Raw genomic sequence first — 16,187 nt, forward strand, 5'->3', positions numbered from 1 at the left:
AGCGGTGCGACTTGTGGCGCAGGCCGCTGACCTCTGACTCTAGTCATGAGAGCACCGAAAGGGGCAGCATCATGGATCTTGACACGACGCGCCGGGCGGACCGGCGGCTGGACCTCGTCTACCGGATCGGTGCGGGACTGACCGGTCTGGTCCTGGTGGGGTTCGGGACCGCGGGGCTGCTGGTGCGGATCCCGCTGTTCGACACCCAGGGGGAGGTCATCGCGGGCCTGTCCACGAACGGCGCACTGAGCTTCATCTCGGTCGCCATCGGCTCGCTCCTGATGGGAGCGGCGGTCCTGGGCGGCACGTACGCCTCCACCATCTGCGTCCTGGTGGGTGCGGGGTTCGTGGTGAGCGGGCTGGTCAACCTGTACCTGATGAGCACCGACTTCAACATCCTGGCCTTCTCGATGCCCAACGTGATCTTCAGCTTCGCGGTGGGACTGATGGTGATGACCTTCGGGATGTACGGGAGGTTCAGCGGCGGCCTAGCCACCGACAACCCGTACCGCAGGCACCGGGAGGAGCGGCACGGCGGGAGTGTTCCCCGGCCGAGGGCCGAGCCCGCTGAGGACCGGTCCGAGGAGTTGCGCGGATGAAGGGTGGACCGGAGGGCCGGCTGGCCCTGGTGACCGGGGCCAGCGGGTACATCGGAGGGCGGCTCGTGCCGGAGCTCTTGGACGCCGGTTACCGGGTGCGCTGCTTGGCCCGCACCCCGAACAAGCTCCGCGACCACCCCTGGCGGGACCGGGTGGAGGTGGTCCGGGGCGACGTGGTCTCCGGTGACGGGCTCGCCGAGGCACTCGCCGGAGTGGACGCGGCCTATTACCTCGTGCACTCAATGGGCGGCGGGAACGGTTTCGTGCGCACCGACGCCGTGGGCGCGGAGCAGTTCGCCGAGGCGGCCGGCGCGGCCGGGGTGGGCCGCCTGGTGTACCTCGGCGGTCTCGCCCCGCGGGACACGGAGTTGTCCGAGCACATGGCCTCGCGCGAGGAGGTCGGGCGGATCCTGCTGGAGGGGCCGGTGCCCGCGGTGGTGCTGCGCGCCGCCGTCATCCTGGGGTCGGGTTCTGCGTCCTTCGAGATGCTGCGGCACCTCACCGAACGGCTTCCGGCCATGACCACGCCCAGGTGGGTGCGCAGCCGGGTGCAGCCGGTCGCCGTGCGCGACGTGCTGCGGCTGCTGGTGCGCGCCGACGAGCTGCCCGAGGGCACGAACCGGCCCTTCGACATCGGCGGCCCCGAGGTCCTCAGCTACGCGGAGATGATCCAGCGGTTCGCCGCCGCGGCCGGACTGGCCCGCAGGCTGATCATCCCGGTTCCCGTCCTGTCTCCGGGGCTGTCCAGTCTGTGGGTCGGCCTCATCACCCCGGTGCCGCCCTCGGTGGCCCGCCCTCTGGTGGAGTCGCTGCGGCACGACGCGGTGGCGGGGGAGGACGACCTGGCGGCGGCTGTGGGCGACCGCGACCGGGTCGGCTTCGACAAGGCAGTGAGCCTGGCTCTGCGCCGGATCGGCGAGGAGCGGGTGGACACGCGCTGGTCGTCGGCGGCCTGGCCGAGCGCCCCGTCCGATCCGCTGCCCACCGACCCCGACTGGACCGGTGGCAGCTTGTACGCCGATCGCCGGGCCCGCCAAGTGAACGCCTCCCCGGAAGCCCTGTGGCGGGTGATCGAGGGCATCGGCGGGGAGCGCGGCTGGTACTCCTGGCCGCTGGCCTGGGCGGCGCGCGGCTGGATCGACCTGGCGGTGGGCGGGGTCGGGCCGCGCCGCGGGCGCCGCGACCCCGAGCGGCTGCGCGCGGGTGACTCGCTGGACTTCTGGCGGGTGGAGGAGATCGTTCCGGGTGAGGTGCTGCGGCTGCGCGCCGAGATGCGCCTGCCCGGTCCCGCCTGGCTGGAACTGCGCGTGGGCCGCCGCGAGGGCCGGACGGTCTACTGCCAGCGGGCCCTGTTCCACCCGCGCGGGCTGCTGGGCCACCTGTACTGGAAGGCGGTCACCCCCTTCCACGGGGTCGTGTTCGGCTCCATGGCCGGCAACATCGCGGCCCGGGCCGAGCAGGACCCGATGGAGGCACCCGAGCCATGAGGGTTCAGCGGATCCGGCGGCCGGGCTGCACGGTCGGCTACAGCGCCTGTCCCGGCAACTCCTGGTACGCCCGGCCGAGTTTGCCGAGTAGTTCGGGCTGCGGGAGGTGTACCCCGTCGATGGAAGCGACCGGGCGCACGCCCGTGGCGGCGTTGGTGACGAAGGCACCGGCCGTCCTGGTTGCCGCGACGGCCGCGAGAGGGCGGGTGGACACTGGGACCCCGAGGCTCTCGGCGACCTGGTCGACCAGGCGCATGGTCACCCCGGGGAGGCAGGGTGCCTGCGGCCAGACCAGGCCCGAGCCGTCCAGGAATCCGATGTTCCATGTCGGACCCTCGGAGACGCGGCCGTCCACGCCCGTGAAGAGGGCGTCGTCGAACCCGTCCAGCTGGGCCGCGCGCCGCTGCCGGATCACCCCGAACAGGCCGGTGCCCTTGACCGTGGGGGTGTCCCGCGAGAACAGCCGGGTGCCGAGGTGGACCGGTGGCGGCGCAGAGGCGGGCGCGGAGCGGGTCGTGACCAGGATCTGCGGGAGGGCCTTCCCGGAGGGGCGGCCGAGGTCCAGTGAGGGGTCGTAGACGGTCACGCGGACCACGGAGGGGGAGGGGTGCTCGCGGGCGGAGCGGCGGGCGAGTTCGCGTACGCGCGGGATGTCGAGTTCGGTGCCGAAGAGCGTCACGCAGTCACGGCTGAGGCGTTCCATATGGAGGTCGAGGCCGCGTACCCGCAGGTCCGCGACGAGCATGGTCGTGAAGTGCCCGTAGCCCTGCAGGGCGAGGCCGGCGAGTTCTCCCGTGCTGACGGGGCGTCCGTTCAGTTCCATTACGGGTCCCATTCTGGCACTTCGGGACCTCTGGCAGGAGGTGGTTGCGGGTCTGCGGGCCTGCTGATGACCGGTGTCGGATGGTGTGTGTCGGCTTCGGGGCCGGTGGCCGCTTCCGATCCTGTCGGGGGCGGGGCCGGGGTCCGCGCGGTGCCGTCCGCGCGACGGCTCGGGTTCCGGCCCCGCCAGGGCTCAGGCGATACCCGCTTCCGTCAGGAAGGGGCTCGGCCTGCCGTTCCAGGACAAGTGCAGGTGGTCCCGGGCCCTGGTGCAGACCACGAAGAGCAGGCACCGCTCGGCCATCATGTCCGCCCTGTGCTGGAGCTCGTCCACCTCCCGCGGGGTGATCGCCTTGGGGTTGGGTACCGACCCGTCGGCGACCCCCAGCGCGGCGATGCACCGGAACTCCAGCCCTTTCAGTGAGTGCATGGTGCCCACCCGCACGCCCGGGGTGTCGTCGTCAGCCTCGCGCAGCCCGCACGTCTCGATCCCCGCGCCGTTCAAGGCCGCGACGGCCTTCTTGCCCACCCAGCCGGCGCGGACGGCGACCGCCACCGAGGAGGGCTCCACCCCCGCCTCGATCCAGTCGCGTACCCGTTGCACCAGCGCGTCCAGCTCCCCGTCCAGGTCATCGGCTGCGTGCGTGGTCGGCGCCGGGCCCTGGAGCGCCGAGCGGTACCCGGACAGGGATTCGGTGCCGCCGTCGGCAAGGGACTCCACCTTCTCCCCGTCCAGCAGCGGCCGGGACCAGGTGAGGATCTGCTGGGTGCTGCGGTAGTTGCGGCGCAGCCGCTGCGAGCGCCCCACCACGTTGATGCCCAGCGCCTTCAGGGAGACCTTGGCGTCGTAGATGCGCTGGTGGGGGTCGCCGGCGATGAACAGGTCGTCGGGTGCGGGGGCCACGGCCGCGCGCAGGAACCGCCACTGGGCGGGGTGCAGGTCCTGGGCCTCGTCGACCACCACGTGCCGGAAGCGGGGCCCGGTCTCCTCCAGGACCCGGGCGGCCAGGTCGCAGCCGCGCAGGTGGGTCTGCACCCCGTCGTTGTCCAGACCCTCGACGAAGGCGGCCATGGCCTTCCACACCGGTTCGCGTTGGGCGGCGGCCAACCGGCTGCCGCGTCCGCTGCGGGTGGCGGCCTGGTACTGCTCCAGGGTGTCCAGGCGCTGGGCGAGCACGACGTGCCGGTACTTCTGCTGGAGGAACTCCGCGGGCCACTCCAGCCCCCGGTCCGAGGCGATGCCGCGCCAGCGGTCGAGCTCCTGGGTGTCGCTGATGAAGCGGGGGTAGCGCCCGCCGTTCGCCTCGGCCAGGACCTTGCTGGCCTGGGAGTTGACGGTGGTGATGTCGAGCCGGTCCAGTCGGGCTACCTCGTCCGCGAGCTGGCGGATGCCCGTGCCCAGCGCCGTGGCGAGGGTGTTGGTGAAGGTGGTGAGCAGGATGCGTTCGTCGGGGCGCAGGTAGGCCAGCAGGTGTTTGACCCGGTGCATGGCCACGACGGTCTTACCGGTGCCGGGGCCGCCGGTGACCTGGTAGCTGCCGGGGTAGCTGGCCTTGTAGGCGACCTTGCGCTGCGCCGGGTGCAGGAAGGTCCGCCAGGCGGCGAAGGGCTGGGAGAGGATGTCCTCCAGCTCGTCGAGGCCGGAGACCAGGCGGACCCGGGTGGGGGTGTTGCGGATGGCGGTGTCCAGGTCCGTGCTGACCGCGCCGGACGGGCGGTGGGCGACGATGTCGCGCCAGACCTCCTCCACGCTGAAACCGGCGGCCAGGTACTGCAGCACCTCGGCCTGGTCCTCGGGCAGGAACGGGACGATGTCGGCGAGCGCGCCCGCATCCACGGCGGTGCGGGCGGCCCGCAGCACCTTGTCACGGATGCCGAGCGCGGTGAGGTCCCCGTCGGAGACCCGGGCGAACAGCCGCTGCTCGGGCGAGGTGGGAGCGGCCCTCTCCTCCAGCTCGGGGGTCAGGCGCTCCAGCCCTTCGGCGTCCCAGATCTCCACCGAGCCGGTGAGCCGGTTGACGCCCGCGTCCTGCTTGTTGGCCCAGTCGTAGGCGGGGTCGTGGTTCATGACCTTGAGTAGCACGTAGCTGTCGCCGCTCGCGGGGGCCAGGACCACGCCCCGGTAGAAGTTGTCCACTTTGAAGGTGAAGATGCTGCGGTTGCGGCGGCCCTGGGGGTTCTTGAAGTTGAGGCCCTTGTCGGCCTTGAGCTCGGCGGGGGTGAGGAGGCCGAACTTCTCCATGGCGAGCCGGACGTTCCTGCGCGCAGACGGGGGGAGTCCGTCGTATTCACCGCTCTCGAAGAACTGCTTTCCCAGGGCGAGTTGGGGCATGGGGGAGGGGTCTCCTTCTGGCTGGGTCTGCTCGGTTCCGACCGGTTCGGCCGGGTCCTGGCGGGGGTGGCTCGGCTCTGGCTGGGGTCCGTGGCTCAGCCGCGGCCGTGTCCCAGCCTTCCCAGGAGGTCGGCTACCTGGAGGGTCTCGGGGGCGTTGGGTCCGTAGGCGGCGCGCAGGTCGGAGTAGAGCGGCCGCAGTTCCGCGGAGGCGCGTTCGGCGTCCCCCGAGCGCAGGCGCCACAGGGCCATCTCCAGGCGCAGGTCCAGGACCGCCTCGGAGTGTTCCCCGCTGGTCGCCCTGATCCTGGTGAGGACGTCCTCGGCCGCCCGCAGGGCGCGGGTGGTCTCGCCCAGCCGGGCCATGCAGTAGGCGGCCTGCTGGCGGCAGAGGAGGGCGCGTTCGCTGTCCTGCCCGGCCTGCCGTTCGAGGACGTCGGCGAGGCCGGTCAGTTCGGGCAGGGCCCGGCCCGCGTCGTCGCCGAGGACTAGGGCGGTGGCGCGCAGCAGGCGCAGTTCGACGACCTGTGCCGACTCGGTGCCCAGCGCGGCCGCGGCGGGCTGGATGACGTCGTCGAGGACGCCCACGGCCTGGACGAAGCGGCCCTCGTCGATGAGTGCCTGGGCGTGGCCGTCCGCTTCGGCCAGCTCCCCGGGTGCCAGTCCGGGCACCGCCTGGCCGGTCGGCTCGACGAGTGTGGGCGGCAGCGTCCGGGCCGGGGCGGGGGAAGCCGCCCGGGGCCGGGGCCCCATGGGGCGCCGGTACGGGCGGGTGGGGTCCGGCAGCGCTCCGGGAGGCAGGGGCTGGTCGGGGGCGGCGGGGTCGGACTGGGGCAGGTGCGGGGCGAGCCGTTCGTAGACGTCCTGTGCGGTGGCGGGCCGGTCCTCGGGGTCCTTGGCCAACAGGTCCAAGACGAGCCGGTCCAGGTCCTGGGGCAGGTCGGGGCGGTGCTTGGACGGCGGACGGGGCTGCTCCTCCACGTGCGCCCGCTGCAGGGCGAAGGGGGTGTAGCCGGAGGAGAAGACCTTGTGGCCGGTGAGGGTCTCGTAGAGCACGCAGCCCAGCGAATAGAGGTCGCTGCGCGGGTTGACCCCTCCGGCCAGGACTTGTTCCGGGGGCATGTAGGCGCAGGTGCCCAGCTGGCTGCCGGTCATGGTGATCCGGGTCGTGTCGGTGCGCAGGACGGCGGCGATGCCGAAGTCCAGAACCTTGACCGTCCCGTCGTCGGCGACCATGACGTTGCCCGGTTTGAGGTCGCGGTGCACGACGGGGACGGCGTGGGCGTGGGAGAGCGCCGAGCAGATCTGCGCGGCCACGGCGACGGCCGCCGCGACGGGCATCGGGTCCGGGGCGTGCTCGTTGATGACGTCGCCCAGCGGGACCCCGCGCACGAGCTGCATGACCAGGTAGAGGAGCCCTTCGTCGGTGTCCACCGCTGCGTCGTAGACCGCTGGCACGTTGGGGTGTTCGATGCGGGCGGTGATGCGCGCCTCCCGCCGGAAGCGGCCGGCCATCTCCGCGTACTTGGCGGTCTCGCCCACCAGGTCGGGCCGGATGACCTTGACCGCGACCTGGCGGTCGAGGACGGTGTCGTAGCCCCGGAAGACCTGCCCCATCCCGCCCGTGCTGATCGGATCGGTGATCTCGTAACGGTCGGCGATCCGCTCGGGTGTGGCGTGCACCGGGCCCCATTCCGCCTCGGGCGCGGCCGTCGCCCTCCCGGCCCGGCCGCGCGGCTGTCGCGTCCTTCCGGTGGCGATCCTACGGGGGCGCGGGGTGGGGATGGCGGCCCGATGGTCCCCAACCGGACAACCGGCTCGTGGCAGGGCCGAGAAGTGACGGGTGGTCGGAGCGGGTAGAAGGCCGCGCCGGGCTTTGGGGCCGGGCGCGGCCCTATGCGCTATGGGTTGCTGGCGTGTGGTTACAACAGGCCTGCGCTGAGGTGGTGGGCCAGTGCTCCCTCGAGGGCGGCGAGGGTGTTGCCGGTCAGGCGCCAGGCGGCGGGGCCCAGTCGGCGGGGTCTGCGGGGGCGGGGCGGGCGCCGGAGGTGTCGCGGGTGCGGCTGGCGCACCGGGTGGGGCCGGGGCAGTGGCGGTCCGTCGTCGGGGGCGGGCCGGGGAGGCGGAACCGGGGGTACCGGCGGGGGCTGCGGTGGTGGTGGGGGTCGGCGCTGCTCTTTGAAGGGCTGGTTGTCGCGTTCGGCCAGCCGGGCGGCGTGGGTGTGCATCCAGGCGGGCAGTGTGCCGTGTGCCTGGCGGTGGGCCACCCGGGGGTTGTCGGCCATCTGGGCCAGCAGGCGCTGTTCCCGGGTGGGGGAGGGCGGGGTGCCGGGGCGCGGGAAGCGCCGTCCCCGGGGTGCGTCCAAGACCGCACGGACCCCGGCGGAGACGGGTTCGGCGGTCATCGCGCACCCTCCCTGTCGGCGGGCGCGGCCACGGCAGGCAGGGTGAACTCGGCCCACACTGCGGTGCCCAGGCCGCCGCAGAAGGGAAGGTCGACAACCGCCCGACTGCCCCACCGGGCGGCGAGGGCGTCGACGATGAGCAGGCCCCGGCCGCGTTCGGCCTCCTCCCACTCGGCCGCGGTGCGCTGGCGCGGGATCTCCGGGCGGGTGGGGGCGTCGTCCCGGGCACCGTCGTCGACGATCGAGAGGTGCAGGGTGCGGGTGGTGGGCATGGCCAGGGTCCGGATGACGCGGCCGCCCGGCTGGCCGGAGCGGGAGTGGTCGGCGGAGTTGGCGAACATCTCGCTGGCGCACAGGACCACGGTCTCGGTCAGGTCGGGGCAGAGGTCTTCCAGGCGGAACAGGTCGGACCGCAGGTCCTCGCGCACCCAGGCGGTCTGGGAGAGGTCGCCGGGGTAGACGCGGGACGGCCAGCGCCGTCCCTCGAAGCCCGGGGTGGGCGTGTGGAAGGGCACGCGGGGACGAGGCACAATGGTCATGACGCACAGCTCCTTCGAGCAGGGGTCTGGTGTTGTCTGAGGGCTCTGGGGGCGCGGCATTCGCCCCCAGAGCCCGCTTTCATGTGGTCACCCATCCGCAGCCAGGCGACCTCCACAACCTGAAGAGAAACCGAAGTCGCCTGGCACCGGCGACGTCAGCTTCCCGGCCGTGATTCACGGCTTCGGCACCACGGAGTGTGTGAAGCCGACTACAGTAAAACCCAGCAGGCATCAACTTACAAGCCTGCAAGTTAAAGGCGTGTAGATTATCCAAGAAGATCCGTTTTGGGCACAAGAACGCAGTTCACAGGCATGCCAGAGTCAGAACACGATGCTGAAGAACGAAGGATGCGATGGCTGAACCGATCCCCACCGTGCGGCAGTACCGGCTCGCTCAGGCCCTGCGTGAACTCCGGGCCGAGGCGAATATGACCCAAGAGCAAGTCGCCGCCCACATGGACTGGCACGTCTCCAAACTCTTCCGGCTAGAGAACGCGCGTAGCCCTCGGGTGAACTGGTTGGACATCCAGGGGCTGCTCGACCTCTACGGTGTGGCCAGCCCTCAGCGAGAAGCCCTCATCCAGTTGGCGAAGGATTCCAAGAAGCGGGGGTGGTGGACTTCCTACCAGGATGTCTTCACCGGATCGTTCGTCGCCCTGGAAGACGAGACCCACTTGATCCGGTACTACTCCTCAGAACTCGTCCCGGGTCTATTCCAGACAGAGGAGTACGCACGCGCCATCATCCAAGCCCTACGCCCCGGGTATGACATGCAGAGCGTCGAGCGCCGTGTCTCGGCACGCATGGCACGGCAAAGAATCTTCGAGCGGGAAAAGCCCCTCCACCTGGACTTCATTCTCAACGAAGCCGTGGTCAGGCGTGTTGTCGGCGGCAGAGAGGTCATGGCCGAACAGCTGGAGGTTCTGCACAAGATCGCAAGCAGTCAATCAGCGACGCTACGCCTGCTCCCGTTCAGTTCAGGCGCGCACACGGCCATGGAAGGTGCCTTCACCATCTTCTCGTTCCCTGAGGACCAATACCCCGATGTGGTCTACATCGAGGGCATGATGGGCGACTTGTACCTTGAGAGTGTCGAGAGCGTCAGCCGCTACAGAGAAGCCTTCAGGAACCTGAGCCAGGCCGCGCTTTCACCGTCTGACACGATGGACCGCATCGACTCGTTGGCAAGGGAGTACCGGTGATCCAGTGGTTCAAGTCCAGCTACAGCGGAGGCGACAACAACTGTGTGGAGGCGGCACACCTACCGACTGATTTCCGCAAGTCCAGCTACAGCACCGGATCAGCGAACTGTGTGGAGGTAGCGGACGGGGCGACGGTGGCTGCCATGCGCGACACCAAGCATCGCGAGCTCGGCGCACTCTTCTTCGGTGCCAGTGAGTGGCGAGGCTTTCTGAACGCCGCGAAGGACGACCTTCGCTAGAGCAACGAAGACAACTTTCGGCCCCGCCTGCTGACTTCCGGCAGGCAGGGCCGAGTGCTCAGACGGAGCTGAGGCCGTTGCGCTGGCGCAGCAGCCGATAAGCGGCCCGGCTCATGGCCCGGTTGATGGAGCTCTGGAAGTCCTGCTCGCCGAAGTAGCGCTCGGTGAACTCGACCCCGCTCTCGTACCGCTCCATCACGGCCTCCTTCATCGCGGGTTCGAACGCGTGCCGGAAAGCGCCCTCGTCGTTGTTGACGGCGGCCATCTCCAGGTCGGGTTGGTCCACGACCGACTGGAACCGTTCCTCCACCATGAGCTTGTCAGCCGCGTTGAGGTTGTGGCCGAAGTGCTCGTTGAAGACCTCGATGATCTCCGACAGCAGTTCCTTCCTCCCCTCATTTGCCCCGCCCGCGCCATCGGAGAAGCCGGGTAGCTCCTGATCGCCCTCCGCCTGCAGCCGTAGGTCGTCCTCGGCTTTGCGGTACAGCTTCAGGTGGCTGAGGTCGACATCCCCGAGGTCCACCCCGCCGTCCTTGCGCGCGGGCAGCTTCCGCAGCAGGAAGCGCCCGTAGAGGTAGAGGCGCTCCAGTTCGGCGTCGGGGTAGCGCATCACCTGGGCCAGGAAGGCGTACTTGGTGACGTAGTCGTTCAGGTCCGCCCGGAACTGGTCGGCGTCCTCCCGGTCCGCCTCGTCCTCGCTGTTCTGCAACGTGGCGAAGCGCTCCACCGCTGTGTCGGTGAACCGGGTGAGCTCGGGGTGGTGGCGCAGGTCGTCGGCCCCGGGCTCGGCGTCGAGCCGGTGGAAGGCGTCGGCGAAGCCTTGCAGCTCCTCCTTGACCAGAACGTTCACCCCGTGCACGACCCGGTGGGCGATGGTGTGCAGGATGTCGGGGTCGGCTTCGGCGGTGACCGCCTGCTCGTAGTACGGCAGGAAGGCGGCCCGGATGTCCTCGCCGTCGTTGGCGAAGTCCAGCACCCGCAGGTCGCTCTGCGACTTGAGGGGGTGGGTGCGGTTGAGCCGGGACAGGGTCTGCACGGCCGCCACGCCCTTGAGGGACTTTTCCACGAACATGGTGGTGAGCAGCGGCTGGTCGAAGCCGGTCTGGTACTTGTCGGCGACGATGAGCAGCCGGTACTCCTTGCCGTTGCGCGCCACGGCCGCCGGATCGTCGGCGCGGGTGGCGGCGAAGCGCTTGGGCAGCTCGCCCTCGGAGAAACCGTTGATGCCGTGCTCGGTGACCTCCTCGCCCGCCCTGTTCTTCAGGGAGCCGGAGAAGGCGACCAGGGTGCCGGGGTCGGGTGCGCCGCTGTCCTTGAGGTAGCTGGCCACGGCCTCGTACAGGTGCAGGGCCGCCTGCCGTGAGCGGGTGACCACCATGGCCTTGGCCCGTCCGCCCATCTGGCCGCGGGTGACGGCGTTGAAGTTCTCCACGATGGTCTCGGCGTGCTGGGCGAGCGTGGAGTCGTGCAGCAGCGCGAACCGGGCCAGCTCCGACTTGGCCTTGCTGGCGTCCACCTCGGGGTCGTCGGTGTTGCCGTTGAGCAGCCGGTACTGGGCGCCGTAGGTGATGTAGCTGCGCAGCGGGTCGAGGATGAAGCCCTCCTCGATGGCCTGGCGCATGGAGTAAGTGTGGAAGGGCTCGTACTTGCCGGTGGCCCCGTTGCGGACGCCGAACAGGTTGAGGGTCTTGTGCTTGGGGGTGGCGGTGAAGGCGAAGTAGGACAGGTTGGCGCTGCGGCCACGGAGGGCCGCCGACTCGCGCAGTGCGTCCTCGGTGGACTTGGGGGCGGCCTCGACGGTGTCCTCGGCGTTCTCGCCTTCGTCGGAGTCGTCGTCGGTGTCCAGGCCCAGTTCGCGCAGGGCCTTCTTGACGTCCTTGGCTGCCTCGCCGCTCTGGGAGGAGTGCGCCTCGTCCACGACGATCGCGAACCTGCCGCCGCGGATCTCGGCGGGCTCGCGCCGCAGGTAGTCCAGCAGGGCGGGGAAGGTCTGGAGGGTGACGACGATGATGCGCTTGGAGGAGGTGGACAGCGCTTCGGCGAGCTGGGCGGACTTGGATCCGCCCTTGCCGCCGATCCGCCCGACCAGCCCCTCGACCTGGGAGAAGTCGCCGACGGTCTCCTGGAGTTGGCGGTCCAGGACCGAGCGGTCGGTGATGATGACGGTCTTGTCGAAGACGGGGGTGTTGGGCTCCAGGCCCTTGGCGACGGCGGCCGGGTCCATCAGGGCGGGGTCGGCGGGGGTGTGGAGGGAGGACAGCCGGTGGGCGAGCCAGGCGATGGTGTTGGACTTGCCGGACCCGGCCGAGTGCATCACCAGGTAGTTGTTCCCGGCGCCGTGCCGGGCGGCGTGGCCGACCAGGCTGCGCACGGCGTGCCACTGGTGGTAGCGGGGGAAGATGACGGTCTCGCGTCGGCGGCCCCGGTCGTCCTTGTCGCGCTTGACGTGGACGAAGCGCTCCAGCAGGTCGAGCCAGTTGTCGGTGTCCCAGACCTGTTCCCACAGGTAGGCGGTGCGGTAGCCGCTCCGTTCGGGTGAGGGGGGAGGGTTGCCCGCGCCGCCGGTACGGCCCGGCCCCTCGGAGCCGGTGTTGAAGGGCAGGAACCGGGTGCTCTTGCCCGCGAGCTTGGTGGTGAGGAACACCAGCTCGGTGTCGACGGCGAAGTGCACGAGGGTGCGCTTGGTGAAGAGCAGTTCGCGCGGGTCCCGGTCGCGGGCGTACTGGTGCTTGGCGTCGTTGACGTTCTGCCCGGTGAGAGGGTTCTTGAGCTCGGCCGTGGCGACGGGCAGGCCGTTGACGAACAGCACCAGGTCCAGGGAACGTCCCTGGTCGCCGTCCTTGGCGGCGTAGCGCAGCTGCCGGGTGACGGTGAGCCGGTTGGCCTCGTACTCGTCGAGGGCGTTCTCGGCGATGGTGTGCGAGGGCTTGAAGTAGGCAAGGCGGAACTTCAGGCCCTCGATGGTGACGCCCTGACGTAGGACGTGCAGGGTGCCCTCGGTGTCGATGCGCTTGGCCAGGGTCTTGGCGAAGGTGGCCTGGGCCTTGTCGCTGGAGCCGCCGCAGCGGGAGACGAGTTCCTCGAAGGCCTCGGCCTGGGTCGCGCCGAGGAAGACGAACAGCTCGGAGGTGTCCAGCGCGAGCTCGGGGTCGTAGTGGTGGTTGGCGCCCTGGGACCAGCCGCGCTCCAGCATGGCGGAGACGATGCGATCCTCGAAGGTTCTCTCGTCGTAGACGGGGCTCATGACAGGTCGGCTCCTCGCGCGGTAGTGACGTCGATCTGCCCGGTGACGGCGGCGGTGATCAGGGCCTGGCGCCGTTCGAGCAGCAGAGAATTTGAACGATGAATCTTCTGCTGTAGACGCCGCTCAGGTTCCAACTCCTCTTCCAGCGTTCGAATAATATTTTCCTGCTCCTCCAGCGGCGGAACAGGGACACTGAGAGCAAGAAATGATTCGGGATATAGGCGCAGGCGGGATGACCAGACACCCTTGGAGTGACGAGTCATTTCACATATATACTCCGGGGTCCGGTATAGCAAATCAAAATAATCCGTAAGAAGGTCATCGGATGTGAATCGATAAACACCGTACGCCGGGCTGACAATTCCATTGAACTTGGAAAATCCCAGCGCCCCCATCCACGCCCACAGGGTGTTAATGGCAAGGTCGCCCGGCCGACATTTCTTGTATCCAACCATGGACTCGGCCATAAACATGTAAACGTTCTTCTCGGACCTAGGGGTAACGCCCGTCAGGTGGGAAACTGTCAAAAGTTCTTCAGATCCATCCACCGAGGGTTCATTGACTTCTCGAATAATGTTCTTATTTCGAACGATGCTCCAGTGTGAAGGGGTCTGACCCAGTGGGCCAATCCCGCTATCCTTTGTGTCAACTCCTTTGTGCGTGCCGCGAAGACATCGCTGTGACGTAAGCGCCACCCTGCGCTCGTCAATTAGATTAGAAGCGCGCTCTTTAGAACTCACAAGGGAATCGATGTGCCCTACCTGAGCATCGAGGAAGTCGGCGATGCGCCTCTGCTCGCCCAAACTGGGTAGCGGAATCACAGTCGAACCCAGGCGCTCCCGGCTCAGCTCGATCTGGTTAGTCGATCCAACTACCATCGAGGAATACATAAAGTCATAGAACTGCGAACTAGAAAGCACATAATAGGCGTAACGCTCCAAGAGTTCGTTCTCTCGCGCACGCACAATTGTCACATGTCCATCAGCGATCGCTGGACGATCATCTGGTGATCCATCAAAGAATCCAACCCTGCCGAGGGTTCCCGTTCCCGTTGAGTTGATGATGACGTCCGACTTTTTCAGAAAACCTTTCAAGGCCTTGGGGTTCGATGAGGTCCCATGAAATTTTCCCTTAGACCAGTCCAGGTGACTTCCGCGGTTGACTGCCTGGTTCACAACATGAACCGGGCCATCGTCGGCATAGTCAGGAGCCGATCCTCGGCCCAAAAACTCCGTGACCAGCTTCAGTGGTGAAGTCCGCCACTCCTCTGGAATGCTCGCGAAAAAGCTCGTCACTTCGTCACCTCGCCCAGCAGCCGCTGGATCTCTCCCTCAAGCTCCTTCAACTCCGCGTCGATCTCCTCAAGCGGCCTTGGCGGCGTGTAGACATAAAAGTGTCGCGTGAACGGAATCTCATAACCGATCTTCGTCTTCGTGTAGTCCACCCACGCATCGGGCACGTGCGGCAACACTTCCCGCTCCATGTACGCGTCGATGTCCTCGTCCAGCGGGATGTTCTCGAAGTCGCGCAGATCCGCGTCCGGTTCCGGCTCGCCCTTCTTCTTCTGCACCTCGCCCTCTGGGTCGCGCACCGACACCGCGTTCCACACGGCCTTCATCACCGGGGTCGGCGGCTTGGAGACACCGCCCTCAGCCAACGCCACCTGAACCCGGTCGGCGAACTCCGTCTTCTTGAAGCACGGCTCGCCACCCACCAGCGGCCTCAGCGCCTCCACCAGCTCCGCCTTCTGCTCGTACTTGGCGGTGCTCTTGCCCTTGTCCAGCGCTGCCGCCAGCTCCACCAGGGTCTCCTCGGTGACCTCGAAGCGCAGCTTCAGCGGCCGTTCCACGGTGATGCGCTGGTAGCCGAAGTCCTCGTTGCGGAACACCTTCACCTTGCCGTGCAGCGGGTGCTCGGCGTCCTCGGCCACACCCTGCGCGTCCGTGTACAGCCGGGTCAGCTCGGTGATCTGCTCCCTGCCGATCTCCTTGCGCTTCTCGCCCAGGGACTTGCGCATCTTGGTCCAGTGCTCGCGGGCGTCGACCAGCTTCACCTTGCCCTCGTGCGCGGTCCTTGCGGTTGGTCAGCACCCAGAAGTAGGTGGAGATGCCGGTGTTGTAGAAGAGCTGGTCGGGCAGGGCGACGATCGCCTCCAGCCAGTCGTTCTCCAGGATCCAGCGGCGGATCTCGGACTCACCGGACCCGGCGGCCCCGGTAAACAGAGGGGAGCCGTTGAAGACGATGGCGATCCGGCTGCCGCCCCTCTTCTCCCCCTCCTCGTCGAGCTTGACCGGCTTCATCTTGGAGATCATGTGCTGCAGGAACAGCAGCGACCCGTCGTTGATGCGCGGCAGCCCGGCCCCGAACCGGCCCGAGTGCCCCCGCTCGTGCTCGGTCTCGACCTCGTCCTTGACCTTCTTCCACTCCACGCCGAAGGGCGGGTTGGCCAGCATGTAGTCGAACGTGCCGTAGCGGTGCCGGTCGTCGCTGAACGAGTTGCCGAACCGGATGTTCGTGGGGTCCTGGCCCTTGATCATCAGGTCGGACCGGCAGATCGCCCACGACTCGGGGTTGAGCTCCTGGCCGAACACCACCGCCTTGGCGTCGGGGTTGTGCGCGGTGATGTAGTCGTACGTCTCGGTGAGCATGCCCCCGGTCCCGCAGGCCGGGTCCAGGATCTCCTTGATGACACCGGGTTCCCGCAGGGAGTCCTTGTCCGGCTCCAACAGCAGGGCCGTCATCAGCTTGATGACCTCTCTGGGGGTGAAGTGCTCACCGGCGGTCTCGTTGGAGATCTCCGAGAACTTGCGGATGAGCTCCTCGAACACGTAGCCCATCTGCACGTTGGAGACCCGCTCCGGGCTCAGGTCCAGGTCGGCGAACTTGCCCACCACCTGGTAGAGCAGCCCCGAGCCGTCCAGGCGCTGGATCTGGCGGGGGAACTCGTACTTCTCCAGTACCTCGCGGGCGTTCTCGGAGAAGGCGTTGATGAAGTGGCCGAGGTTGTTGGCCGCCTGGGAGGGGTCGGCCGCGATGCGCTCGAAGGTGAGCGGGCTGGTGTTGTAGAAGCTGCGGCCGGACGCCTTGAGCAGGAACTCGTGGTGGACCGGCTTGTCCTTCCACTTCTCGTGGGCGGCCAGCACCTCCTTCTTCTTCGGCTCCAGGACGCAGTCCAGGCGGCGCAGCACGACGAACGGCAGGATGGCCTTGCCGTACTCGGACTGCTTGTAGTCACCACGGAGCAGGTCGGCCACCGACCAGATGAAGCTCACCAGCTCCTGATGGGTACTCGAATTCACCGAAGTCCTTCCGAAAGGGG

13 protein-coding genes are annotated in these 16,187 nt (G+C 68.3%); 4 read left to right on the forward strand and 9 right to left on the reverse strand.

The genetic code is table 11. The features are described 5' to 3' along the window. Positions 1-71: 71 nt before the first annotated feature. Positions 72-599: a DUF4383 domain-containing protein gene (locus ACYVD1_RS04835; protein WP_460768307.1), complete on the forward strand. Its 528-nt coding sequence runs from the start codon at positions 72-74 to the stop codon at positions 597-599. Further along, entirely contained in the window at positions 596-2,086 is a 1,491-nt protein-coding gene (locus ACYVD1_RS04840; RefSeq protein ID WP_460768309.1) for an SDR family oxidoreductase, read from the forward strand. Before ACYVD1_RS04835 ends, ACYVD1_RS04840 begins: the two co-directional genes overlap by 4 nt. 37 nt (positions 2,087-2,123) lie before the next feature. Here ACYVD1_RS04840 and ACYVD1_RS04845 read toward each other — a convergent pair whose 3' ends face one another. The 5 genes from ACYVD1_RS04845 to ACYVD1_RS04865 all read right to left on the reverse strand — a co-directional run bounded on the left by ACYVD1_RS04845 (position 2,124) and on the right by ACYVD1_RS04865 (position 8,183). Continuing rightward, a complete protein-coding gene (locus ACYVD1_RS04845) occupies positions 2,124-2,909 on the reverse strand; it encodes an aminotransferase class IV family protein (protein WP_460768311.1) in 786 nt (261 codons plus the stop codon). Positions 2,910-3,101: 192 nt separating this feature from the next. Continuing rightward, positions 3,102-5,240 (reverse strand): UvrD-helicase domain-containing protein, encoded by a 2,139-nt coding sequence (locus ACYVD1_RS04850; RefSeq protein ID WP_460768313.1) that lies wholly within the window; start codon positions 5,238-5,240, stop codon positions 3,102-3,104. A 95-nt stretch (positions 5,241-5,335) separates the two neighbouring features. After that, positions 5,336-6,922, reverse strand: coding sequence for a serine/threonine-protein kinase (locus ACYVD1_RS04855; RefSeq protein WP_460768315.1), 1,587 nt, complete (start codon positions 6,920-6,922; stop codon positions 5,336-5,338). A gap of 239 nt (positions 6,923-7,161) precedes the next feature. Then, positions 7,162-7,644, reverse strand: coding sequence for a hypothetical protein (locus ACYVD1_RS04860; protein WP_460768318.1), 483 nt, complete (start codon positions 7,642-7,644; stop codon positions 7,162-7,164). Beyond that, positions 7,641-8,183, reverse strand: coding sequence for an ATP-binding protein (locus ACYVD1_RS04865; RefSeq protein WP_460768320.1), 543 nt, complete (start codon positions 8,181-8,183; stop codon positions 7,641-7,643). Before ACYVD1_RS04865 ends, ACYVD1_RS04860 begins: the two co-directional genes overlap by 4 nt. A gap of 353 nt (positions 8,184-8,536) precedes the next feature. Between ACYVD1_RS04865 and ACYVD1_RS04870 the strand changes: the two genes are divergently transcribed. Both ACYVD1_RS04870 and ACYVD1_RS04875 read left to right on the forward strand, forming a co-directional pair. Further along, positions 8,537-9,385: a helix-turn-helix domain-containing protein gene (locus tag ACYVD1_RS04870; protein WP_460768322.1), complete on the forward strand. Its 849-nt coding sequence runs from the start codon at positions 8,537-8,539 to the stop codon at positions 9,383-9,385. Then, the gene (locus ACYVD1_RS04875) at positions 9,382-9,624 is read left to right on the forward strand and encodes a DUF397 domain-containing protein (protein ID WP_460768324.1); all 243 of its coding nucleotides are present in this window, start codon (positions 9,382-9,384) and stop codon (positions 9,622-9,624) included. Before ACYVD1_RS04870 ends, ACYVD1_RS04875 begins: the two co-directional genes overlap by 4 nt. Positions 9,625-9,682: 58 nt before the next feature. On the opposite strand, the gene ACYVD1_RS04880 is transcribed toward ACYVD1_RS04875, so the two are convergent. From ACYVD1_RS04880 to ACYVD1_RS04895, 4 genes are read right to left on the reverse strand one after another with little or no spacing between them, the layout of a single operon-like run. Further along, the gene (locus ACYVD1_RS04880; RefSeq protein WP_460768326.1) at positions 9,683-12,868 is read right to left on the reverse strand and encodes a type I restriction endonuclease subunit R; all 3,186 of its coding nucleotides are present in this window, start codon (positions 12,866-12,868) and stop codon (positions 9,683-9,685) included. Beyond that, positions 12,865-14,163: a restriction endonuclease subunit S gene (locus ACYVD1_RS04885; protein ID WP_460768328.1), complete on the reverse strand. Its 1,299-nt coding sequence runs from the start codon at positions 14,161-14,163 to the stop codon at positions 12,865-12,867. The genes ACYVD1_RS04880 and ACYVD1_RS04885 overlap by 4 nt, the downstream gene beginning before the upstream one ends. Continuing rightward, a complete protein-coding gene (locus ACYVD1_RS04890; protein ID WP_460768330.1) occupies positions 14,160-14,603 on the reverse strand; it encodes a hypothetical protein in 444 nt (147 codons plus the stop codon). The genes ACYVD1_RS04885 and ACYVD1_RS04890 overlap by 4 nt, the downstream gene beginning before the upstream one ends. Continuing rightward, positions 14,518-16,167: a type I restriction-modification system subunit M gene (locus tag ACYVD1_RS04895; RefSeq protein ID WP_460768332.1), complete on the reverse strand. Its 1,650-nt coding sequence runs from the start codon at positions 16,165-16,167 to the stop codon at positions 14,518-14,520. The genes ACYVD1_RS04890 and ACYVD1_RS04895 overlap by 86 nt, the downstream gene beginning before the upstream one ends. Between the last annotated feature and the right edge of the window lie 20 nt (positions 16,168-16,187).

This window comes from Nocardiopsis nanhaiensis (assembly GCF_054778635.1).